This is a genomic window from Natronorubrum amylolyticum (genome assembly GCF_052040145.1).
Classification (GTDB): domain Archaea; phylum Halobacteriota; class Halobacteria; order Halobacteriales; family Natrialbaceae; genus Natronorubrum.
Genome location: NZ_JBPPFW010000002.1, coordinates 137514 through 160096, shown reverse-complemented (window position 1 = coordinate 160096; position 22583 = coordinate 137514). Strand labels below are relative to the sequence as shown.

Genomic DNA, 22583 nt, shown 5'->3' with positions numbered 1-22583 from the left:
TAGTCGCCGAAGGAGACGCCCCATCGGGGCAGCAACGACAACTCTCGCCGTTCTGCGTAACTATTCGGAGTGTGATACGCAAAAACGAAATTCGCAGACGGGTCAGTCGTCGTCGCCCGGTTCGGCGGCCGCCGCCGGCTCGTCGTCGGACTGTCCTCGAGCCGAGCCGAAGATGACCGTCTTCTCCTGGAGCAGGACGCGGCCTCGCGAGCCGCTGAAGTCCTTGACCAGACAGAGCAAGGCGAGGAAGCAGACGATCGCGAACGGCGCGCCCGTGATGACGACCGCGTCCTGCAGCGCGCCGGCACCGCCCTCACCGCCGAGGATCATGAGGATCGCGGCGGTCAGACCGAGGACGATTCCCCAGAAGAGGCGGTTGATGGTCGACGGAGACGCCTTGCCGCCGGTGGTCATCATCGAGACGGCGAGCGTCGAGGAGTCCGCCGAGGTGACGAAGAACGTCGTCACGATGACCATGAAGCCGAGTATCAGGAACGAACCGATCGGTATCGAGACCCCGGCGACTGAGAACGATAGCGCGTCGAACAGGATGAATCCGGATACTTCTGGACCGGGACCCCCTGGTGCGATCACTTCACTGAAGTCGGCGAGGCCGGTGTGCTGTGCCCACACCGCAGTACCGCCGACGAACGTGAACCACGGGACGGTTGCCGCCGAGGTCGCGACGATACCGGTAAACGCGACCTCGCGGACGGTTCGTCCCTTCGAGATGCGGGCGATGAACAGCCCTGCGAACGGAGACCACGAGAGCGCCCAGGCCCAGTAGAAAACGGTCCAGGCCTCGACCCAGCCGGTGGCTCCCTCCTCTCCGGCACCGGTGTAGAGGCTCATCGACACGAAGTCGCTGATCATTCCGCCCATGGCCTGCGAGCCGAGCAACAGGAGGAACATCGTCGGCCCCGCGATAAACGTCACGACCATGATCACAGCGAACAGCCCCATGTTGAAGTTCGACAGTCGCCGGATCCCCTTGTCGACCCCGAGCACCATCGAGATCGTAAACAGGATCGTCATGGTCGTCACCACGATCAGGATGCCGGCGTCGCCCATGTCGATTCCCCACTGATAATCGAGCCCGCTGATGAACTGACTGCCGATGAATCCCAACGAGGTTGCGACCCCACCGATCGTCGCGAAGACGGCGAGGATGTCGATCACCTTGGCGGCCGGACCGTCGAGGTTTTCTTTCCCGAGAATCGGCGTAAGCGCCGAAGAAACCCGCAACGGGACGTTATCGTAGTTGTACGCGAAGTAGCCGATCGCGATGCCCATGATGGTAAACACCGCGAGCTGGGGCAACGCCCAGTGGAACAGCGTCTGCTGGATCGCGTACGTCATCGCCGCGCTGGATTCGGCTTCGACGCCGAACAGGGGGTTCGGATCGGCGTAGTAGAACAGTCCCTCCGTCGGCCCCCAGAACACGACTCCCGCGGCGAACCCGGCCGAATACAGCATCGTGAAAAACGAGAAGAAGCTGTACTCGGGGTCCTCGTCTCCCATCTTGATCTTCCCCCACGGGCCGACGATCAGGAACAACAGGAAAAGGACGATCAGGAAGACGATCACCAGCAGCGCCCAGTTCATGTAGCTGACCATCTCCCCTTGGACGGTCGTGATCCCGTTTGCGACGAAGTCCCGATCGATGAAGAACGCGACGATCACGCCGACCGTCAGCAGTGCACCGAACGCGAAGACGATCGGGTCGAGCTCGTCGAAGAACCGATCGACTGCCCCCTTCTCGTCGCTGCTCATGCGCGTTCACCCCCGGACCTCGAGCAGCTGGTAACCGATTGCACACACCGTCCCCGTGTTGCATCTACCATGCTTCGCGATAGCATACCGGACCAATTGTCAGTCTCTCGCATAAATATTTCCTTTTTGTATCTAACATACACAGTTTACGTTTATCGGACGCGTCTGTTACGGAGAGCCTCAACGATATGTTATACCGACCGATTGTTTTATTATTCTCACCCTACTCCACAATCACTGCGTACCCTCGGAATATAACCCAAAACCACAAACCGATGACTTCGGGATACCCATGTCTGGGTGAATGTGTGGATATTCGGACTAGGTCATATACCGTAGTCACTGCGGACGACAGGAGTGAGGCGGGCAACTGCGAGAGCGGGCCGGGTCGAAACGAGAGCGCGCCGAACGAACGACGTGGTGCTCGAGGCGGCAGTCGAGCACCGACGGGACAAACAGGACGGGGAGCCGGGATCGAAACTCTCCTCGACGTCTTCGGCTCGAGTCGACGCCACGCCGTCGTACGGCAGTCAGTTCGTGAGTTCCTCGAGTTTTCGCTCGCGCTCCGCGGCGCTCTCGCTGACCTGATTAGTGTACTCGTCGACCCGGTCCTTGATCTCCTCGCGGGCCGATTCGGGCGAGAACTCGTCGGACATGGTTAGGAGGCGCACGAACGCGCGGAGTTCCTCGTCGGTAAGCTGAGCGAACTCCTCGTTCTCGAGTTTCTCGACGACTTCGTCGACGTCGATCTGGCCGACCGGTTCGACGTTGAACTCGACGTTGACCATCCGGTAGTTCGAGCCGGCGAGGCGCTGTTCGGCCTGGCCGACGCCCTCCGAGAGCATGTCCTTGAACGGCGTGTGATAGCCGATCGTCCCGAGGTGCAGAAAGGCGAGCATATCGGTGATCCCCTGCGTGTAGGCGTCGCGTTCGTCGTCGTCGGGATCGAAGACGGTCTTGCGGTCTCGTTCCTCCATGTACTCGAACAGAATGCTGAAATCGAGAACCGCGTTTCGGACGCGGCGGCGAATCCGGTTGCGTTTCTGCTTTTTCGAGTGGTCGGTGTAGTCCGTCTTTCGCCCGAGGAGGAAGTCGCGATCGGAGGGCGTAAGAATTCCGCGCGGTCGATCGGCATCGGCTGCCGTCTCCAGAGACGCCGGCACGTCATCCTGACTCATACTGGGTACACGGGCATCCCGCGAATTAACGTTTCTGATTCAGCAAACATGTGTTTTAATTCACATATCGGCGATGTGGCGCTCGTACCGAGGACGAAGCACTCGAGGAAAGCGCGATCAGGGTCGTCGACGGGCGCACTCGAGGACGGTGTCGGTCAACACCGAGACGCCGATGTCGAGGCTCTCCTCGTCGATATCGAAGGTGGGCGTCTGGTGATTGGTCGGGTGGTCCGTTCCGACGAGGACGTACGAGGCCAGTCCGCCGGACTCCTGGACGCGTTCCATCAGGTAGGTCGCGTCCTCGCTCGCGCCGAGTTCCGCAGTCTCGATTACTTCGTGGACGCCGGTGGTCCGTCGCGCGACCTCGCCGACCAGGTCCCGCAGCGCGGGGTCGCTGTCGACGCTCGGCGACTCGCTAATCATTCGCGGGGTCACGTCGCAGTCGTGCATCTCCGCGGCGGCGTAGCAGACGCGCTCGAGTTCCGTCCGCGTGTACTCCATCAGCGCCGTCGTCTCCCCGCGGACCTCGCCTTCGATGGTGATCTCCTCGGCGATGACGTTGCTCGCGGTGCCGCCCTCGATGCAGCCGAAATTCACGCGGGTCATCCCCTCGTCGTGGCGCGGGATCGCGTAGGCGTTCTGAATCGCGGTCGCGACCGCCTGCATCGCGTTGGCTCCCTCGTTGGGGGCCTTCCCCGCGTGTGCGCTGGCGCCCTCGAACGTCACCGTGATGTGAGCCATCGCGAGCGGCTTCTCGACGCCGGCGACGACGGACCCCGTCGGATGATCGAGCCCCAAATGCACGGCGAGCAGGTAGTCGACGTCGTCGAGATACCCCCCTTCGGCCATCGCCTTGCCGCCGCCCGAAATCTCCTCGGCGGGCTGGAAGAACACCGTAAACGTCCCCGAAAACTCGCTCGCCGCGACCGCCTCGAGCGTGCCGAGCGCCATCGCGACGTGGGCGTCGTGGCCGCAGGCGTGCATGTAGCCGTCGTGTTCGGAGCGAAAGCTCTCGTCGGCCGGCCGGTGGCCGGGTTCGTCGGACTCGCTGATCGCCGTGGCGTCCATGTCGACGCGCAGGCCGACCGACGGCCCCTCGCCGCGATCGAGGACGGCCACGACGCCGGTGTGGCCGTCAGCCGTCTGCTCCAGCACATCCTCGCGAACGCCGGCCTCGCGGGCACGCTCGAGCCAGGGCTCGATCTCCGCTTCGTCGGGGACGGCCATCCGCGCGTCGGTCGCGAGACAGTCCCGACCGATCGCAATCTCGTCGACGCCGATCCGCTCGAGTTCCTCGACGATCCGCCCGGTCGTCCGGAACTCCCGCCAGCCGGGTTCGGGATAGCGGTGGAACTCCCGCCGGAGGTCGGTCAACCTGTTTCGCACGTCGTAGGCCATTCTTGCCGGTTGTAGGCGGGGGAGCTACTTAACCGTGGTCGATACCGGGAGGTGCCACGCGCTCCCCGTCGAGCACTCGATCTAGCGGGTGCGAAGTAACGGCGGAGTTGCAGTCCGCTCGAGTGCGGGCAAAGTGAGTCGAGTACGGGGCTGAAGTGAATCGGGTGAGTGGAGTACGGGACGAAACGAATCGGTGAGTCGAAAAGGGGGCGGAATCACCGTCCTCACCGTCGGCGATTCGATCGTCGAACTACCTGGTCCGGCTGACCTATCCGAGGTGCGCGATCGCGTCCAGCTCGACGCGAACGTCCTCGGGCAGCCGCGAGACCTCCACGCAAACTCGAGCCGGTGGTTCCGCGCCGAACTTCGCGCCGTAGGCCTCGTTGACCGCATCGTAGTCCTCGAGGTCGGTCAGGTAAACGGTGACTTTGACGACGTCCTCGAGACCGTCGCCGCCGGCTTCGTCGACGACCGCCGCGATGTTCTCGAGCACGCGGTCGGTCTGCTCTCGAATATCGCCGTCGACGACCTCGTCGGTCTCCGGATCGACGGGACCGTAGCCGGAGACGTACAGCGTGTCGCCAGCCCGGACGCCCTGCGAGTAGGGGTTGTCGTTGCTCGGTGCGCCGTCGGTTTCGATGGGATCCGTATCGGACATGTCAGTCGAATCGGTTTCAGAAGGGAATCGAGGGGTTGGTCGTGGGTCAGTTCGGTCGTTACGCGTCGTCGACTGCGTGTTCGATTCCGTCGACGATGACGTCCAGCGCCGTCTCCGCGAGGTCGTGGGTGAGCACGAGCGGCGGGATGCACCGCAGGATGTTGCCGTGGCGGCCGGCCGTCCAGACGAGGACGCCGTGTTCGAAGCAGTACTGCTGGATGTCGTCGACGAGGTCGCCGTCGGGCTTCCCGTCGCTGTCGACGAACTCGGCACCGATGAACAGCCCCTTGCCGCGGATCTGGCCGAGACGGTCGGTCTCGTCGGCGGCCTCCTGCAGGCGGCCCTGGATGTACTCGCCGAGATCGCGGGCGTGGGCGAGGAGGTCGTGTTCCTGGATGTACTCGATGGCGCGGGTGCCGGCGCGCATAGCGACGACGTGGCCGCGGTAGGTGCCGGCGTGGTCGCCCGATCCCCACGTGTCGAGTTCCTCTTTGTACATCGTCGCGGAGAGCGGGAAGCCGACGCCGCCCAGCGCCTTTGCGGAGGTCATCACGTCGGGCGTGACGCCCTCCCAGTCGCAGGCCCACCACTCGCCGGTGCGGCCGAGTCCGCTCTGGATCTCGTCGAAAATGAGGACGATATCGTTTTCGTCCGCGATGTCGCGTACGCCCTGAAGGAACCCTTTCGGCGGCGTGACGATGCCGCCCTCGCCCTGAATCGGTTCGACGATGATCCCGGCCGGATTCGCGAGGCCGCCGTAGGGGTCCTCGACGATGGCCTTGAGCTCCTCGAGCGCGTGATCGACCGCTTCCTGTGACGACTTGTCCTGGCGGAACGGGTACGGGTACGGCGCGTGGACGACGTCCGAAAGCAGCGGCGTGTAGTGGCCCTTGAACTTCTTGTTCCCGGTGACGCTCATCGCGCCGGTCGTCGCGCCGTGGTAGGCGCCGCGGAACGCGATGAGGCCGTCGCCGCCCGTGTTGTACTTCGCCAGCTTGATCGACGCTTCGACCGCGTCGCTGCCCGTCGGACCGCCGAAGACGACCCGATTGTTCCCCTGCATGCCGGCCGGCGCGATCTCGTCGAGCTTCTCGATCAGCTCGAGTCGCGCTTCCGTCGGGAAGTCGACCGTGTGGACGAACTTGTCGGCCTGCTCGTGGACGGCCTCGAGAACGTAGGGGTTCGAGTGACCGACGTTGAGCACGCCGATCCCGGCGAACATGTCGATGTAGGTGTTGCCGTCGGCGTCGCGGACCGTCGCGCCTTTTCCTTCCTCGAAGGCGATCGGGATATCGTTCGGGTAGGCGACCGCGCTGCTGTCGATGTCCTCCTGTTTCTCGAGCAGCGCTCGCGTGTTCGGTCCGGGAACGGAGTCGACGTTCGGTGCGTCATCGAAGTGGATGTCGTCGATCGGCGGTCCTGCCGTCATACGTGACCTCAGGTGAAACAGATATTAATATCTTGTCCACAGTATCCATACAGAGCATATACAGATTTTGAACACACTGACGAGCGAGGTCGATCGGGAACGATCCGCCGCGACCGACTCGAACGGACCGTTTTACACACAAACCCCCTTAGGACTGGCAGTCCAACGAGGAAACATGATCCCGCCGATCGCGAACCGCTTCGTCGCTGGAGAGTCACCCGCACAGGCGCTCGATCACGTCCGACAACTCAACGGTCGAAACGTGCGGGCGATCGTCAACCTGCTTGGCGAACACCACGATGACCGCCCGCCCGTGCGATCCGACGCCGCGGAGTACCGGGCGTTGGCCGGCGACATCGCGAACTCGAACCTCGAGGCTACGATCTCGATCAAGCCGTCTCAACTCGGGCTCGACCTCGGGGAAGACATCTTCCGCGAGGAACTCGAGGACGTCGTCGCGGCGGCGGCCGACCACGGCGTCTTCGTCTGGATCGACATGGAAGACCACACGACGACCGACGTCACGCTCGACGCGTTCGAGGACCTCGCTCGCGAGTACGGGGGCGACGACGAGTACCGGGTCGGCGTCTGCGTGCAGGCGAATCTGAAACGCACCCGCGCTGACGTCGAACGGCTCGCGGACGTCCCCGGAAAGGTCCGATTCGTCAAGGGAGCGTACAACGAACCCGACGAGATATCCTACTCGAGTTCGGCGCGGGTCAACCACGAGTACGAGGCGCTGCTCGAGTACGCGTTCGAACACTACGACCGCGGAATCGCGGTCGGCAGTCACGATCCGGCGATGATCGATCGCGCAATCGAGCTTCACGAGGAACACGGCACCGAGTTCGAGATTCAGATGCTCATGGGCGTTCGAGACGACGCCCAGTACGAACTCGCCGCGGAGTATCCGGTCTACCAGTACGTCCCCTACGGCGACCGGTGGAAGTCGTACATGTACCGTCGCGTCACCGAACGGAAAGAAAACCTCTGGTTCGCCCTCCGCGCCATCCTCGGACGCTAAAGGGAAGGGCTCATAATCCCCTAGTGTGAGTTGGAGTACATGGCTTCGTGGAAGCGAGATTTCGCGAGCGGGCTCATCGTTCTCGGCCCCATTCTCGTCACCCTCTACGTAATTTACTGGCTCTACGGGCTCGTCGCCGGGCTCACTCCCGGGCTCATCCTCGAGGCGGAAGCCCTCGAGCCGCTGATCCCGGGTGACGGCGGCCAGGCCCAGCAGACTCGGGAACAGCTCGCGCAGTTTCTTCGCGTCGTCGTCGCCCTGACCGTCTTCACCATTCTCACCTTCTCCGTCGGCTACCTCATGCGGACGACCGTCGGCGGACTCGTCGAACGCGTCGTCGACAACGTCGCGAACCGCGTCCCCGTGATGCGAGTCGTCTACAACGCCTCGAAGATGGCCGCCGAAACGGCCTTCGGCGAACAGGACTCCCTCCAGAAACCCGTCAAACTCGAGACCTGGAACGGGCTGCGAATGACGGCGTTCAAGACCGGAAAAGTCACCGACGACGGACGCGAAGTGCTGTTCCTCCCGACCTCGCCGAACATCACCACCGGGTTCGTCATCGAGGTCGAATCCGATCGGATCACCGAACTCGACGAGGACGTCGAGGACGCCCTCACCCGCGTGTTGAGCGCCGGGTTCGGCGACGCGAACCGGAATCGCGGGATGGAAGCCGGCGTCTCGATCGACGTCGTCGACGAGGCGAAAGCCGGCTCGCTCGAGAACTCGAAGAAGGGGGCCGGCGACGGCGCGACGGCGGAGAACGACGACGACTGACGGCGACTGACGGCGACTGATGGCGACTGACGGCGACTGACGGCGACACGAACCTCGCGGTTGTCGATCGCGGTACATTTATGCGTTGGACGGCTGTCATCCCTCAGTACCGATGTTTCCGGTAGCCTCCACCGAATCGATATTTAGCGGCGACATGAACCCGCTCACGCGCGCCTATCGAGACGTCGTGATCTACGACGACGCCGGCGCCGACGCGGAGCCCCTCTACGAGGGACCGATCGTCGTCCACGGGAATGGCTGGCTCGAACTCGAGGGCGGTCGACTCCTCTCGCCGAGTGCGGTCCACCACATCGACATCTACGACGATATCGACGAGAGCGGGGATCGGGGCGCTGACGAGCGGAACACTGACGACGACAACAGCGGCGACTATCGGACCAGTCGGTTCAGTCCTCGCTGACGTTCGGTGATTACCAGTAATCGGTCTGCGGTTTCGGTATTGAGAGTTAGGTGCGGTAATGAAACACCCGGTTGGGCAACGCCAGATGCTTACTGGTCGGCAGGAATCCTACCAGATCCGGGTGATGTTCGTAGCCTGGTGCAATGATACCCTGAACGTATCTTTCAGTGCCAGTCGTCGATTTCGGAAGCGGCCGTACCGAACGACAATAAACCGAGTTGATCTACCGACACTGTTATGCCATTTGCTATCGTGTAACACACAGCGTCTTCTCGAGTGATCTCCTGATTGCCCGAGCAACTCACGGAGACGGGGAGGGGTATTACGACTCCGATTGGATCCGCTCGCGAGAAGGTGTGAGAATATGGATGAAACAGACTTTGCTGGCGTGACCGAAAACCAGAAGGAGACGTGGAAATCTGGCGATTTCAACGAGATCGCCCGCCAAAATGTGGTCATGGCTGAGGCGCTCTGCGAAGCGGTCGATCCCCATCCCGGCCAACGCGTGCTGGACGTCGCGTGTGGCAGTGGAACAGCGGCACTGGTTGCGGAGCGACGATACTGTGAGGTCACAGGCATCGACTACGTCTCCGGATTGATCGATCGTGCCGAGGCGCGTGCCGAGGCCAATGGGCAAGATATCGACTTCCACGTCGGTGATGCTCAGGACATGCCGTTCCCTGACGACAGCTACGATGTGGTGCTCTCCGTGTATGGGGTCCAGTTTGCGCCCGATCAGGAGCGGGCAGCACGCGAGTTGCTTCGGGTGTGTAAATCCGGTGGCAAAATCGGTCTGGCGGGTCCGATGCCGGAGGGTTGGAGTAGAGATTGGTTCGCTGCGCACGCCGAGTACGTGCCTCCACCGCCTGACGTTCACTCTCCCCTTCGCTGGGGAACGAGCGAAGGGCTTGAAGAACTACTCGGTTCAGGTGTTCGGTCAATCGAGAATAATCGACGGACGGCCCTCCAATACTACCGGTCGATCGACCACGCTGTGGAGGTGTTCAGCACGTACTTCGGCCCGACGATCCGAGCGCTCGAGACGATCAATCCCGATGACCAAGAGAACCTTCTAGACGACCTCGGTACCGTCATGAGTCGATACAATCGCGCGACGGATGGGACTGCAATCGTTGAGAATCAGTACCTTCAGACCGTCGCGACCAAAGAGTGAGTTCAAAATAGCGGCCATCGACCGGCGTTCTCGGCCCTCTTCTACCGAAACCTGGTTGACGGTTATGAACGCCGTATGTGCCACGTTCGTGTGAATATTCAGTCCGGTAAGTGAGGGATACACCCTCCGTATTTCGCACGCCGTTTCTGACAAACAACGTATTATTTAGCAGGCTGAGTGATGGGAAAATCTCCTGATATACCGCGAGTTTCACGGATGATTCGGAATACCGAGACCGTGCTACTATCGAATCAAGTCTCGGAGAGCAGCGACCCATAGCCGGACGCCCCCTCCAACGTCCCGCGACCGTCGCTACACGCCCTGACTCATCAAGTGACTGCGCAACACGTCACCCTCCTTGTTCCCAGAGGCGGTGTTGACGACGACGACCGTCTCGCTCCCGTCGAACTCGCCACGCTCGGCGAGTTCCCAGACCCCGCTGGCCGCCGCAGCCGGACTGGGGGCCAGCTCGAGTCCTTCGTGCTGGGCCACCTGCACCGCGGCCTCGAGGATATCCCGGTCCTCGGTGGCCACCGCGCCGCCGTCGGTCTCGCGTAGCGCTTCGAGTACCCGCGCACTCGCGGGCGGATCGGCGATCTCGATCTCGCCGCAGATGGTGTCCGGCGTTTCGACCGACTCGTGCTCGTCCCGGTCGTTTTCGAATGCGTCGACGATGGGGGCACAGCCGTCGGCCTGTGCGGCGTACAGTCCGGGGAGGCCGTCGACCAAGCCGAGTTTCTGGAGTTCCGTCGCGGCCTTGTACGCCCCGACGAGACCGACGCCGACACCGGTCGGGTAGACGACGACGTCGGGGACCTCCCACTCGAGTCCCTCCACGATTTCGTACAGCGTCGTCTTCGCGCCCTCGTGGCGGTACGGCGTGACGAACGACTGAACGGAGTACCACTCCTCGTTCTCGGCCAGCCCCTCCTCGAACGCGCCGACGGCGTCGTCGTACCGGCCGCCGACGACGTTCATGTCGCCGCCGTGGACGTTGATCATCGCCTTGTTCGAGAAACTCGAGCGCGAGGGGACGTAGGAGTGTGAGGCGAGTCCCGCTCGGCCGGCGTATGCGGCGGCGGCCTGTCCCCCGTTCCCCGTCGTGGCGAGCGCGACGTCGCTCGCGCCGTGCTGGCTGGCGGCCGTCAGGGCGACCGACTGGCCGCGATCTCTCGTCGATCCAGTCGGATTTCGTCCGTCGTCCTTGATCAGCAGTCGCTCGACACCCAACTCGTCGGCCAGGTCGGGACAGTCCACCAGCGCCGTCGCACCTTCGTTCGTCGTCACCGCGGACTCGCGCGTGAACGGGAGCAGTTCCTCGTAGCGCCACAGCGAGTCGAACGGCCGGGCGGCGAGCGTCTCCCGATCTAGTTCGATCGTGTCGTAGTCGTACGTTGGGTCGAGAAATCCGTCGCAGTCGGGACAAGTGTGGTGCTCCGCCGCGGCGTCGAAGGAAGCCCCGCAGTCGACACAGTCGAGGCCGGTAAAAGCGTCCGTCGTCTCCATAGGTGAGTGTTCGTGGCCCGCGACTTGTAGCCACTGAAAGGCGATACGCGTCCGTCCGGGGGATGGCTGTGCTTACTCGGTGTAGAGCACGCCGAACGCCGCGTTCGAGTGCCACCGACCGTAAACACCGACAGTCGGGAGCCGACAGTGGGGACTCGAGGTCGGTGGAAACAGAAGCGAAGACGGCAGAAACGTCGCGGTTAGTTGTCGCCGGTCTTCTTCTGCCACTCGTAGCTGCGGCGTTTGGCGGATTTGCCGAAGCCACAGGACGAGCAGACTTTCTTCTTCGTGTGATACGATTTCTCTCCGCAGCGACGGCACTTCGTGTGTGTCGTCGTGTTCTTCTTTCCTTGGCTCGGGGTTCCTGCGCCAGTCATGGAGTGATCGAAACGACGTTATCGCCGCGTATAATGGTTGTGTCTTCGGCCGGCGTCTCTGCGTCCACTTCGCCCTCGAGGGGGATCGTCACGTCCTCGAGCACGAGATTCATGTGCTGATCGTAGCCAGCGAGGTCGCCGTCGTACTCGTCGCCACTCTTGAGTCGTACCGTGACACGTTCGCCGAGCGACGCCTCGAGGACATCCAGCGGTCGTCCACTCATACGAAAGAGCGCAGGTGATGGACACTTAATCGTACCGGTCCTGACTCCATCGAATCCCATTTCAGGGGCGACTAAACCTCGCTTTCCGACCGTGTTGAGAGCGATCGTACTGTCTCGTGCCAACCTTGCGCACACAGTGCGGTTCCGATCCGTAACACCCAGCAAACAGTTTGACATCCTCCTCCGCCTGAAGGCGGAGGAATCCCGAGTCACGCGAATCGAAGTGGTTCGAGACGGCAAGCCGTCTCGTCATGCCGAAAGGCGCAAGCGCCTTTCGTAGCAATTCGCGTACATCGCAAATCTCCGATTTGCTCAGCGTTGGGATATTAGGGTTTGCAGTCTCCCTGTTCTCTCGTTTTGAACGTCCCGCTCTCGCGGTCGAACAGGAAGACTCCCGGCTGTGCCAACCAGCCGTTACTCATATCCCCCGTCGGGGGACTCTGAGTTATCTTTCGTCGGATATTCACTGCACCGTTCACGTCCGCATTCATCGTCGTTTCGCATGATGAACAGACGTACAGACCACGCTCCACGCGGTTGCGGTTTCGAATCTGCCCGCAACACGAACACGTTTTGCTCGTATTCTCCTCGTCTACGCGGTCAACGAGGATCCCGTGTTCCTCGGCCTTGTATTCGAGCAGGTTCGTGAAGCGGTTGAACTCCCATCCGTGGAGTTTCTTGTTCCCCGACTGGCCCCAGTTCCGCGAGTCACCGTTCTCGTCTTCACGGATGTCGCTGAGGTCGCCAACTGCGATCTTCTCCACGCCTTCTTCGACACACCGATGGACAATGTGTTTTGAGAGCGTGTGGAGGAAGTGGTCTTTGCGCCAAGAGAGTTTCCTCCGGGCTTTCCGCGCACGCTTTGACGGCCCGTTCTCACCTTCGGTCTGGTACTCGTCGCGGGTGAAGTAGTGCTTGTCCTCTTTCAGCACATTCCCCGGATACAACTCCGAAGAGCCGTCTTCGTAGTCAATAGCGAGGTAGTTGCTGATACCGAGATCGATACCCGCCGTGTTGTCGCCGGGAGCGTCTTCGACTGGAATCTCTTTCTTACAGACGAGGTGCAGTTCCCACCCGCCTCCGTTCCAGACGGCACGCACCTGCTGGATGTTCTCGACTTCTACGTCGGGCCGAGTTTCGTACTCGGCGAGGATGAAGTCTGACCGCGACTCTTTCAGGTTGAATCCTTTCGAGAGTCGGAGTTGGCCGTGCTTGTCGTCGTGCTTGATCGCTCGCTTCTTCCAGGTGACGGTGGAGCGTGGGTGGTCGTCGCCACGTTTCCGGTAGCCCGGTGGGTTGTTGCCGTCGTCGGAGTTGTACCAGCCGGTGAACGCCTCAGCAAGTTCCTCGAGAACTCGCTGGCTTGACTGAGAATGCAGGTCACTGTAGCGTTCGTGGTCTTTCAACTCCGATTTTAATTCGGCTTCGTCGGGTATCTCGCCGTCTTCATCCCACCGGCCTTGAATGTAGTAGCGTCCGACGTTCCACAGTTTTGATGCTGCGAACCCGCACTGGTCGAGGTCGTCACGAACCTGACTGTGGTTCGTGATGCGTGCGACGTAGGTGCGGGTCGTCTCCAGCATTAGACTGTGTTCATAACCAGTTATGGAATAGTGTATGTTAAAATCTATGTTTAACGTGGAATATCCGGGTCTGTCGGTGCCGGAGGAATGTGTCACTGAGTGACGGCGCGTATCCACGGCCTGAAGGCCGTGGTATTGAGCCTGTCCAACCTATAAGTGTCCACTCGTCGAACACCGACGCATGGGAAACACCAAATTCACCCTCATCGAGTTGCATCTTGACGGCGACACCCAGTTCGGACTGGGTGCGCTCGATACCGCACTCCCGTTCGGTACCACCGAGGAGTCGACTGAGACGACGGAGTACGAGACCGAAACCGAGGACGAAGCCGAGGATGACGGCTCGGGCGGCAAGGCTATCGGCGCAATCGTCGCGCTCGTCTTGCTCGTCGCCGCCGGCGTCGCCGCCAAGAAGTTCCGCGGCGACGACGAGCCCGAACTCGAGGAGGAAGAGCAGCCGGACGTCATCGTTAACTAATACTGTCGGACAGAACTACGTGAAGATCGGTCGCGAATTCGCGACCGACTTCGTATTGACTTCTGGCCGACAGTATAACCCGACCGATCGCCATCGATCCGAACCGGCCGAACGCTTTTGCGCGTGCTTCCCGTACCGACAAACGTGAACCTCTATCGTAGCGCCCGGGCCGTCGCCGGGGCGTCCGGTGACGACGTAATCGACTGGCAGTCGGCCGCCGACGCCGCGAAGGCGGTGACCGATCCCGGCTCGCTCGAGCTCGAGCCGGGCGAGCGCGAGGCCTACGCACGCGACGTTCGTGACGCACGGGAAGCCGTGCGAACGGTGGCGGACGTCGAGTTCGACGTCCCCGACACCGTCGAGATCCAGAACCGCCACCACTGGATCGACGCCAACATCGCGACCTTCGAGCGCGTCATGGGCACCCTCGAGAACCAGTTTCAGACCGGCGCCTTCCCCGGCGTCGCCCGGACCGTCAACACGGGGACGATGACCGTCCTCCTCGCCTTTCTCGGGCGGAACGTGCTCGGCCAGTACGACCCGCTCCTCCTCGCGGAGAACCCCGAGGAGAGCCACGCGCTGTACTTCGTTCGACCGAACATCCTCAACGCCGCCGAAAAACTCGACGTCGACGCCGATCGTTTCCGCCGTTGGATCGCCTTCCACGAGGTCACCCACGCCGCGGAGTTCGGTGCCGCACCGTGGCTGTCGGGCCACCTCGAGGCGCGCATGGAAGAGGGCATCGCCGCGCTCTCGGACGGCTCGTTCGACCGGAACGCGTTCCGCGACCTCGACGCCGCGATGACCGTCGTCGAGGGCTACGCGGAGCTCCTGATGGACCACGCCTTCGACGACGAGTACGAGGACCTGCGCCGGAAACTCGACGCGCGTCGGCAGGGCCGCGGCCCGCTCCAGAAACTGTTCCGCCGGCTGCTCGGGCTGGGACTCAAGGAGCGACAGTACGAGCGCGGGAAGCACTTCTTCGAGACGGTCGTCACGGGCCACGGCCTCGAGACCGCGACGCTGGTCTGGGAGGGTCCCGAGATGCTGCCGACGCAGGACGAACTCGACGACCCGACGCTCTGGCTCCAGCGGATCGATCGATAGTCGTCACCGCGAGCCGCTTCGGCTGGCGGTCGCCCGAATTATTCTAGGCAAGGATCCACAGCATGTACCAGAGCAACGCGCTGCCGGCGACGATGCCGACGGTCGACGCCAGTCCGACGACGGCCAGCGAGGCCCCACCCTGTAACGCCATCATGCCGCCGGAGAGTCCGACGAGCAGGACGAACACCACTTTGAGTCGGGCGGAGGGACTCGTGAGTCCGTTCGACTCGGCGTGGCCGCGCTCGTCCGGGTCGCGGTCGGAACCGCGCCTCCCGTCTCTGCGGGGGCCACGTCCCGAACTGCGGCTCATAGTTCGCCGGCCGCGCTGACGTGCATCGTGGCGAACTGCCACTCGTGCTCGCCCGCCCGTGTTGATTCCTCCTCGGGCCGAACCAGCGTGCCGCTCCAGCGTGTCTCGAACCGCCGACGTTCACCGTTTTCGGCGTCCGTCCAGGCCATCGTCACCTCGTCGGCGAACGTCGCGCCCCCGTCTCGATCCGTCACGGTGAGGGACCGGCTCTCGACGGTCCACTCCGCCGTCGTCTCGGTCTGTTCCTGCAACGCCTCGCTTACCTCGTCGTAGCCGAACAGCGCCTCGCTGATGCCGAACTTCACCGTCGACTCGTCGGCGAGGAAGTACGGCTCGAGGGGATCGCCGTTCCGGAGTGCGTCGTAGTAGTCGCGGACGACGGATTCGGGACCTTCGCTCATGGGCGTACCGTCGGGGTCGTCGCTCAAAGGCCCACCGGACGCAGACGCAGGTCGCGACTCGACGGCCTATCGGTCCGCTGCGTTGCAGGTGCAGCGCGAACAGCCAATTGACGGGTAGTCCGGAGTACCTATCGGAGCCAAGAGACATGTCAGCCACCCCTACCCGATGTCGTCTGCGAGATGCATCGATCAGCACCGAATGCGAACACCATCGATCGATCTTTCCCACCCGATGACCACGGACACCGGAGCACTCGACATCGACGAATTACCGGAGTCGGAGTGGGGAGCGATCGATCGGTCTTCGCGGCCGAACGTCGGCCGGTTCGAACGAGTGGTTTCGGCCGCCGCTGGCGGCGCGCTCCTGTGGCGCGGCCTCCGGCGCCGGTCGCTCGGCACGACGCTCGCCGGCGGCGTCCTGATCGCTCGCGGCGTCAGCGGCCATAGTCGGCTCTACGGACGGCTCGGCATCGATACCGCGTCCGATCACGAGCGGCTGGACACCAGTTCGACGACCGACAGGCCGACGATCAAACGCTCGGTAACGGTCGGGAAACCGGCCGACGAACTCGAGACGTTCTGGCGCGATCCGGAGCAGTTGAGCCGCATCGTCGGCGAGTTTGCCGACGTCTCCTCGACGATGGGGGACGGGGATCACCACCACTGGCAGGTCTCGCTCCCCGCCGGTCGACAGCTCGAGTGGCAGACGCGACTCGTCGAGGAACAGTCCGGCGAACGCCTGCAGTGGGAAACCCTCGGCGGAGCACCGATATCCTACGAGGCGACGATCCGATTCCAGCCGGCACCCAACGACCACGGAACGGAGGTCACGCTCGAGATTCGGTTCGACCCGCCGGGCGGGACGCTCAGCAACGGTGCAATGAAGCGCCTCGGGATCGTTCCGGAGAGTCTCGCGGGCACCGTCCTCGATCGGTTCAAGAGCCTCGCGGAGACCGGGGAGATTCCGTCGCTCGAGACCAACCCCTCCGACCGCGGGGAGGGAGATTATCTCTGAGATCAGTCGGTGGGCCGTTCCTCCGGCCTGCCGAACCGCTCGGGCCGCCCGCGGTCGGCGGGTCGCTCTCCCGGTCGCTCGAGCGACCACCCTGACTCGGGGCTGCGTTCGCGCGGCCGGCTGCTGTCGGCCCTGCTACCGCCATCGGCTTCACGACCGCCAGCACCGCTGCGATCGACTCCGGATCCGCGCTCGAGTGACGATTCGCGCGCCGGCGAATTCACGTCAACCCCAACCCGACCGGTCGTCTCGTCGAAGACGTGGTGGGTGTGGGGATAGGCGATTTCGACGTCCTCGCCCTCGAAGGCGTCCCACGCTCGTCGGTGGATCGCGGATCGAACCTTCAGCGGGAGATAGGGCGCCTCGATCCAGCACTTGAGATCGATCAGAATGCCGTGATCGGCGAACTCCCGAACGAACGCTTTCGGCCCCGCCGGAAACCTCGACCGGCCGACGCGGATCGGCGGGCCGCCACCGATAACGCCGTCGACGTCCCGAGCGGCGCGCTCGAGCAGTTCGCACGCCCGATCGAGGTCGCCCTCGTAGGTGACGCAGACCTCGAGCGACAGCCTGCTGCGTTCGTCCTCGGCCGAGAGGTTTCGGACGTCGCGCTCGCGCATCGTTTCGTTGGGGATAACCAGAAACGAGTTCTCGAGGGTGTAGACTCGCGTATAGCCCAGCGTGATGTCGTCGACGTAGCCGCGTTCCTCGCGGTCGACGAGTTCGATCATGTCGCCGACCTCGTAGGGCCGGTGGACGAGGATGAAGAGGCCGCTGATGTAGCTGCGGCCGACCGGCGCGAGCACCGCACCGAGGACGAGCGAGATGACGGTAAACGAGAGGAAGACGTTCTGCGGCCGGAAACCGAGCAGGCCGGCGATGGGGACGAACGCGTACGCCACGATCGCGATGCGAGCGCCCAGCAAGACGGCGTTGGCGGTCGACGGCCGGAGCACGCGCTCCTCGAGTCGCGGCCGGAGCCGCTCGGAGAGCAGTCTCGAGCCGAACCACGCGGCGATCACCGCGAGAATCGCGAGGAGCCAGGAGACGTCCACGAGATCGGCAACGCTGCCAATGATGGCAACGTCGCTTGGAGCGGAAAGCGACAGTGGTAGTGACGACACTACCGTCTCTATCGTCGGCGGCTGAAAAAGGACGAGCGTGGCAACAGCCGGGGTCCGCTCGGTGACTGCGTTCCGACCCGGAGCGACGCCGCGCTCACATGAAGCCGCGATCGACTTCGTCGGTCTCGATCAGCTCCTCGAGTTCGGCGCCCAGCAACTCGTCGGCTTCCTCGAACCGGTCGCCGAGCTCCTCGAGCCGATCGGGCCGGTCGTACTGATCGTACTCCATCGGCCCGAACGCGGGGCTCTCGATGGCTTCCATCACGTCGTCGAAGAGGTCCTGCGGCCGGGTCGGGGCGTCCGCGTGGGTCTGGAGAACGGTCTCGAGGCGCTTCGAGACCGTCTCGACCTGGTCTTCGTCCTCCGGCGGCGACTGGACGGCGAAGCGGCCGCCCGCGTCCTCTCTGGGGAGGAACGACCCGATCTCGTCGTCCAGATTGCGGGCGACCCGCGTGCCGACGCCGCGAACTTCGAACGGGTTCTTCGCGTAGGTCTTCAGGAAGAAGACGCCGGCGCGTGGATGCGCGAGGTACATGTCCTCGCCGACGCCGCCGGCTCGGTCACCGGCGACCGCGCGCCACCCTTCGGGGTCGACGTCCCGCTCCGTGACGTCTTCGAGTACGTCTTGCCACTCGCGAATCCGCATACGCGACCAATGTGGCGCGGGCAGAATGAACGTATCGGTCGTGACGAACGATGCCGACGACCCGATACGTCGCCGTCGAAACTGGCCCAAATCGAACCAAAAGGAATAGGATGGTTCCCCCGACAGGATGGGTAACCGACGTTTGACCATGTCCGTCAGCCGACCACTCTCGTTCGTCGAACTGTTTCGGGCCACGCCAGCGACGAGTGCGCTTCTCGCGCTGGGTCCACTCGGGCTGGCAGTCGGGCAGCTCGCGAACGGCTACGTCAACGGCGTCTCTCCGACCGTTTCGGTCGGGTTCGCCGCCGTCATGGTCGCGTTCGCCGTCGTCGCAATGGGCCACCACGCTGCTGAGTATCGGTTGCGCCGACTCGAGAACGAGGTCGACGGCGAGCGCGAGTCGGCGGGCGACGCGACGCGGTGATCGGTACGCGGTCAGTTTTCCAGCCGTTTCAGGCGCGCGAGGATTCGGTCGCGACGCGTCGCGCGTCTCGCGCATCGTAGGCGTTGTAGCCGGCTAGCGCCGCGATGAGCAGTCCGGAGCCGAGCGTGCTCCAGAACGGACTCGTGGTTAGCCCCAGCCCCGCCTGCATCTCGAGGAGCGCGGGCGAGACGATCAGCCAGATTCCCAGCAGCGCGACCAGCCCCGAGACGCCGACGCTGAGCGGAATGTCGTTGACGACGCGGTAGTAGTTGTAGCCGGCCGCGAGGAAGACGACGCTGCCGACGAGAACGTTGTTCCAGAACGCCGCCTGCGAGACGTCGTAGAGGGCGACGACTGAGAGGACGACCCACGCGCCGATGACGGCGACGATCGCGCTGATGACCGAGACCTTGCGCCGCCGCTCCTCGTTCGCGATCTGCGTGGCGTCGTCCCGCGGGTCCCGGCCGGGATCGTCACGGTCGCCGACGCCGGTCCCGGAGTCGACGTCGTCGGCCGGCGCCTCCCTGCGCTCCTCACGTCCGGTTCCGCCGTCGGTTCCGCTTGCGGTTTCCGGATCGCGGTCGTTGCTGTTGGAGTCACTCATTGGTACTTCCGGCTTCCCCGTCGCCGTCAAAAAACGACGACGACCGTTCCGTCACGCGATAGAGACACTCGTCGGTAATCGATCGTTACGATAGGTCGAGCTGCTGAATTGAGCAGCTCACTGATGATGGTGTCGATCCGTTTCGAACGATGAATCCACACGCGACCGATAGCGTTTTTGACGGCTCGCTCCTGACGAACACTCGTGCACGTACGCGGAACCGTCGCGGGCGACGTCGAAGTGAAGTCGGTATCGACGAGCTACGGCGAGAGCGACCTCGCCGAAGTGCCGCTACGACTCGCGAGCGACGGCGACGAATCGACGCGATCGGAACCCGTGTCTCGAGACGCTGTAGGCCAACCCGACATCGCTGACGGCCACGACGTCACGACGGTGACACTCTGGAACAAGTGGACGGAGTCGGCGGAGTACCTCGAACCCGGGCTGGAACTGCTGGTCACGAACGCCGAGGAAAAGGAGTACCGGGGCGAGACGCAGTACTCGACGACGGGCGACTCCTACGTCGTCGTCGAGCCGACCTTTCTGGTGAACGTGACGTCGATCCGCAACTGGGTCGAGTGTCCCCGGCTCTACTTCCTGAACAAGCTCTCCGGGGTGCCGCTGAACTACCCCGTCGTGAAGGGGACGCTGGTCCACGAGGTCTTCGGCGACCTCCTCCGCGGGCGAGAGTTGGAGGAGTCCATCGACGCCCGCGTCGACGAACGGGGTCTCGAACTCGGCTTGCTCGGCGAGACGGCCGACGCCGTCACCGAGGACGTCCGGGAGAACGCGAAGGCGATCGAGGGCTGGCTCGAGCAGGGCCGCCTGACCGAGGAGGACAGCTGGCGATCCGAGCAGTTGCTCATCAGCGAGACGTTCGGCATCCGCGGTCGCGCGGACGCCATCCGGCGGGGCGCGCCGGTCGAACTCAAGACGGGGAAGAACCTGAAGAAGGAGCCGCGATTCAAAGACAAGGTGCAGGCCGCCTGCTACGCGCTCTTGCTCGAGGAACACGGCGGCGACGTCGACACCGGAACCCTGCTCTACACCAAGAACTCGGCGCTCGACAGGAACGAGGAGACCGGTGACCTGACCCCGGCGAAGGACTTCTCGATGGGCGACGGGCTCCTGAAGTTCGTCGTTCGGCTGCGCAACGAACTCGCGGCCATGGAGATCAAGGGCGAAATTCCGACGGGCTACGAGGGCTCGGCGAAGTGCGAGTACTGCTTCGAGCAGGACACCTGCATGGTCGTCTCGGGACGGCTCGACCAGGAGTCGAAGGCCGGCCAGATCGGACAGGCCCTCCCCGAGGAGGAACGCGAGTACTTCGACCGGTTCTACCGCGCGATCGAGGAGGAACGACGAGAGGTCCACCGCGAGTACGCCAAACTCTGGGAGCAAGACGCCCAGGAACGGGCCGACGACGACCGCGCGCTGATCGACCTCGAGTTCGTCGAGAAACGGCCGCTCGAGGGCGGGCGCTGGGAACTCCGAGCACGCCGAACGAGCGGCGCGAACTCGAAGATTCGAGAGGGCGACTTCGTGCTGGCGAGCGACGGCCACCCGGTCCGCGGGAGTTCGGAGCTCGCGATCATCGAGCGGCTTGACGAGGAGGTCGTACTGACGGCCGACGAGCCGGTCGAAGTGACGCGACTGGACGTCTATCCCTCCGAACTGACGACCGATCGGCTGCTCGCCGCGATGCACGACGCGCTCCTCAAAGGCGACGAACGCCGGAAAGATATCCTGTTCGGACGGGCCGAGCCCGAGTTCGAAGATCCTGAAGAGTCGTTCATCGACAACAACGCGGCCCAGAACGAGGCCGTCACGAAGGCCGTCGGCGCGCAAGACTGCGCGCTGATCCACGGTCCGCCCGGTACCGGGAAGACCTACACCATCGCTCGCGCCATCCGCGCGATGGTCGAGCGTGGCGAGCGGGTCCTGCTCTCCGCGTTTACGAATCGCGCGGTCGACAACGCCCTCGAGGCCCTGCTCGAGCAACTCGAAGAACACGGTGAGATCGAAACGGACCGCGTAGTCCGCGTGGGCTCTGAAAGCGGCGTTCGAGACGATATGCAACCGTACCGTCTCGAGCGCTCGGGCGACCCCGAGGACCGACTCGCCGAGCTGCAGAACGCGCAGGTGGTCGCCGCGACGACGGCGACCTGCGGCTCGCGAGTGATGAAAGAGCAAGCGTTCGACGCCGCGTTAGTCGACGAGGCAGCCCAGTTGACGGAGCCGGGCACCTGCGCGGCGATCAACCTCGCCGAGCGCTTCGTCCTCGTCGGCGACCACGAACAGCTGCCGCCGGTCGTCCGCGCGGAGAACGACCTCACCGAGTCGCTGTTCGAACGCCTCGTCGATCTTCACCCCGACGCGGGCGTGATGCTCGACCGCCAGTACCGGATGAACCAGCGCATTCAGGCCTTCGCCTCGCGGGAGTTCTACGATGGCGAACTGCGCCCGGCGGAGCCGGAGGTCGCGGCGCGGACGCTCGACGATCTCGAAGGCGTCTCCCGCGCCGAGTTACCCGACGAACTCCGGGACCCGGTCGCGTTCGTCGATGTCGAGGGCACCGGTAGCCAGTACACCGACAGCGAGGAGGCCGCGCGGATCGCCGATCTGGTCGAAACCTACGAGAAGGCCGGAGTCGAGCACAGCGATATCGGCGTCATCGCCCCGTTCCGCGCCCAGGTGTCCGAAATCACGAGCCACGTTCCCGACGGTGTCTCGGTCGACACCGTCGACCGCTTCCAGGGCTCGAGTCAGGAGATCATCATCGTCTCGTTTACCGCGACGGGATCGCTCGAGGGTCCGATTTTCGAGGACTACCGGCGAATCAACGTCGCCTTGACCCGACCGAAACGCGCGCTTGTACTCGTCGGCGACTCGGGAGCCTTGGCGACGGATCCGGTCTACGAGCGGATGCTCGAGTGGGCGAACGGGTAACAC

General features: G+C 63.6%; 23 protein-coding genes. 9 read left to right on the top strand and 14 right to left on the bottom strand.

Annotated features, from left to right (window positions below; translation table 11 throughout):
• Positions 1 to 102: 102 nt before the first annotated feature.
• The 5 genes from ACSFDB_RS07110 to ACSFDB_RS07090 all read right to left on the bottom strand — a co-directional run bounded on the left by ACSFDB_RS07110 (position 103) and on the right by ACSFDB_RS07090 (position 6436).
• The gene (locus ACSFDB_RS07110; protein ID WP_440770323.1) at positions 103 to 1773 is read right to left on the bottom strand and encodes a BCCT family transporter; all 1671 of its coding nucleotides are present in this window, start codon (positions 1771 to 1773) and stop codon (positions 103 to 105) included.
• Between the two features lie 530 nt (positions 1774 to 2303).
• A complete protein-coding gene (locus tag ACSFDB_RS07105) occupies positions 2304 to 2951 on the bottom strand; it encodes a DUF8102 family protein (RefSeq protein WP_440770322.1) in 648 nt (215 codons plus the stop codon).
• A gap of 117 nt (positions 2952 to 3068) precedes the next feature.
• A complete protein-coding gene (locus tag ACSFDB_RS07100; RefSeq protein WP_440770321.1) occupies positions 3069 to 4349 on the bottom strand; it encodes an amidohydrolase in 1281 nt (426 codons plus the stop codon).
• Between the two features lie 268 nt (positions 4350 to 4617).
• On the bottom strand, positions 4618 to 5007 hold the full coding sequence (locus ACSFDB_RS07095) for a Rid family detoxifying hydrolase (protein ID WP_440770320.1): 390 nt from the start codon (positions 5005 to 5007) through the stop codon (positions 4618 to 4620).
• Between the two features lie 58 nt (positions 5008 to 5065).
• Positions 5066 to 6436 (bottom strand): aspartate aminotransferase family protein, encoded by a 1371-nt coding sequence (locus ACSFDB_RS07090; protein ID WP_440770319.1) that lies wholly within the window; start codon positions 6434 to 6436, stop codon positions 5066 to 5068.
• A gap of 175 nt (positions 6437 to 6611) precedes the next feature.
• Between ACSFDB_RS07090 and ACSFDB_RS07085 the strand changes: the two genes are divergently transcribed.
• The 4 genes from ACSFDB_RS07085 to ACSFDB_RS07070 all read left to right on the top strand — a co-directional run bounded on the left by ACSFDB_RS07085 (position 6612) and on the right by ACSFDB_RS07070 (position 9832).
• On the top strand, positions 6612 to 7460 hold the full coding sequence (locus ACSFDB_RS07085; RefSeq protein ID WP_440770318.1) for a proline dehydrogenase family protein: 849 nt from the start codon (positions 6612 to 6614) through the stop codon (positions 7458 to 7460).
• A gap of 39 nt (positions 7461 to 7499) precedes the next feature.
• Positions 7500 to 8237: a DUF502 domain-containing protein gene (locus tag ACSFDB_RS07080; RefSeq protein WP_440770317.1), complete on the top strand. Its 738-nt coding sequence runs from the start codon at positions 7500 to 7502 to the stop codon at positions 8235 to 8237.
• Between the two features lie 112 nt (positions 8238 to 8349).
• Positions 8350 to 8658 (top strand): hypothetical protein, encoded by a 309-nt coding sequence (locus ACSFDB_RS07075; protein ID WP_440770316.1) that lies wholly within the window; start codon positions 8350 to 8352, stop codon positions 8656 to 8658.
• Between the two features lie 364 nt (positions 8659 to 9022).
• A complete protein-coding gene (locus tag ACSFDB_RS07070) occupies positions 9023 to 9832 on the top strand; it encodes a class I SAM-dependent methyltransferase (RefSeq protein ID WP_440770315.1) in 810 nt (269 codons plus the stop codon).
• Between the two features lie 312 nt (positions 9833 to 10144).
• On the opposite strand, the gene ACSFDB_RS07065 is transcribed toward ACSFDB_RS07070, so the two are convergent.
• The 4 genes from ACSFDB_RS07065 to ACSFDB_RS07050 form a co-directional block, all read right to left on the bottom strand.
• On the bottom strand, positions 10145 to 11338 hold the full coding sequence (locus ACSFDB_RS07065; RefSeq protein ID WP_440770314.1) for a threonine synthase: 1194 nt from the start codon (positions 11336 to 11338) through the stop codon (positions 10145 to 10147).
• 200 nt (positions 11339 to 11538) lie between these two features.
• Positions 11539 to 11715, bottom strand: a complete 177-nt coding sequence (locus ACSFDB_RS07060) for a 50S ribosomal protein L37e (protein WP_006090391.1) — start codon at positions 11713 to 11715, stop codon at positions 11539 to 11541.
• On the bottom strand, positions 11712 to 11939 hold the full coding sequence (locus tag ACSFDB_RS07055; protein WP_006090390.1) for an LSM domain-containing protein: 228 nt from the start codon (positions 11937 to 11939) through the stop codon (positions 11712 to 11714). The genes ACSFDB_RS07060 and ACSFDB_RS07055 overlap by 4 nt, the downstream gene beginning before the upstream one ends.
• A 326-nt stretch (positions 11940 to 12265) precedes the next feature.
• A complete protein-coding gene (locus tag ACSFDB_RS07050) occupies positions 12266 to 13522 on the bottom strand; it encodes an RNA-guided endonuclease InsQ/TnpB family protein (RefSeq protein ID WP_440770313.1) in 1257 nt (418 codons plus the stop codon).
• 181 nt (positions 13523 to 13703) lie between these two features.
• On the opposite strand from ACSFDB_RS07050, the gene ACSFDB_RS07045 reads away from it, so the two are divergent.
• Together ACSFDB_RS07045 and ACSFDB_RS07040 are read left to right on the top strand one after the other, a co-directional pair.
• Positions 13704 to 14000: a hypothetical protein gene (locus tag ACSFDB_RS07045; protein WP_440770312.1), complete on the top strand. Its 297-nt coding sequence runs from the start codon at positions 13704 to 13706 to the stop codon at positions 13998 to 14000.
• 144 nt (positions 14001 to 14144) lie between these two features.
• Entirely contained in the window at positions 14145 to 15107 is a 963-nt protein-coding gene (locus ACSFDB_RS07040) for a zinc-dependent metalloprotease (RefSeq protein WP_440770311.1), read from the top strand.
• Positions 15108 to 15150: 43 nt separating this feature from the next.
• On the opposite strand, the gene ACSFDB_RS07035 is transcribed toward ACSFDB_RS07040, so the two are convergent.
• On the bottom strand, positions 15151 to 15417 hold the full coding sequence (locus tag ACSFDB_RS07035) for a DUF8527 family protein (RefSeq protein WP_440770310.1): 267 nt from the start codon (positions 15415 to 15417) through the stop codon (positions 15151 to 15153).
• Positions 15414 to 15818, bottom strand: coding sequence for a nuclear transport factor 2 family protein (locus ACSFDB_RS07030; protein ID WP_440770309.1), 405 nt, complete (start codon positions 15816 to 15818; stop codon positions 15414 to 15416). The genes ACSFDB_RS07035 and ACSFDB_RS07030 overlap by 4 nt, the downstream gene beginning before the upstream one ends.
• A 232-nt stretch (positions 15819 to 16050) precedes the next feature.
• On the opposite strand from ACSFDB_RS07030, the gene ACSFDB_RS07025 reads away from it, so the two are divergent.
• The gene (locus tag ACSFDB_RS07025; protein ID WP_440770308.1) at positions 16051 to 16833 is read left to right on the top strand and encodes an SRPBCC family protein; all 783 of its coding nucleotides are present in this window, start codon (positions 16051 to 16053) and stop codon (positions 16831 to 16833) included.
• 2 nt (positions 16834 to 16835) lie between these two features.
• Here the strand turns inward: ACSFDB_RS07025 and ACSFDB_RS07020 are convergent, their stop codons facing one another.
• A complete protein-coding gene (locus ACSFDB_RS07020) occupies positions 16836 to 17957 on the bottom strand; it encodes a mechanosensitive ion channel family protein (protein ID WP_440770307.1) in 1122 nt (373 codons plus the stop codon).
• Positions 17958 to 18051: 94 nt separating this feature from the next.
• Entirely contained in the window at positions 18052 to 18603 is a 552-nt protein-coding gene (locus ACSFDB_RS07015) for a hypothetical protein (RefSeq protein WP_440770306.1), read from the bottom strand.
• A 148-nt stretch (positions 18604 to 18751) separates the two neighbouring features.
• On the opposite strand from ACSFDB_RS07015, the gene ACSFDB_RS07010 reads away from it, so the two are divergent.
• Positions 18752 to 19027, top strand: a complete 276-nt coding sequence (locus ACSFDB_RS07010; protein ID WP_440770305.1) for a hypothetical protein — start codon at positions 18752 to 18754, stop codon at positions 19025 to 19027.
• Between the two features lie 28 nt (positions 19028 to 19055).
• Here the strand turns inward: ACSFDB_RS07010 and ACSFDB_RS07005 are convergent, their stop codons facing one another.
• Positions 19056 to 19631 carry an SPW repeat domain-containing protein gene (locus ACSFDB_RS07005; protein ID WP_440770304.1) on the bottom strand — a complete coding sequence of 192 codons (576 nt, stop codon included), beginning with the start codon at positions 19629 to 19631 and terminating at the stop codon, positions 19056 to 19058.
• A 204-nt stretch (positions 19632 to 19835) separates the two neighbouring features.
• On the opposite strand from ACSFDB_RS07005, the gene ACSFDB_RS07000 reads away from it, so the two are divergent.
• Entirely contained in the window at positions 19836 to 22580 is a 2745-nt protein-coding gene (locus ACSFDB_RS07000; protein WP_440770303.1) for an AAA domain-containing protein, read from the top strand.
• The last annotated feature ends 3 nt before the right edge of the window (positions 22581 to 22583 follow it).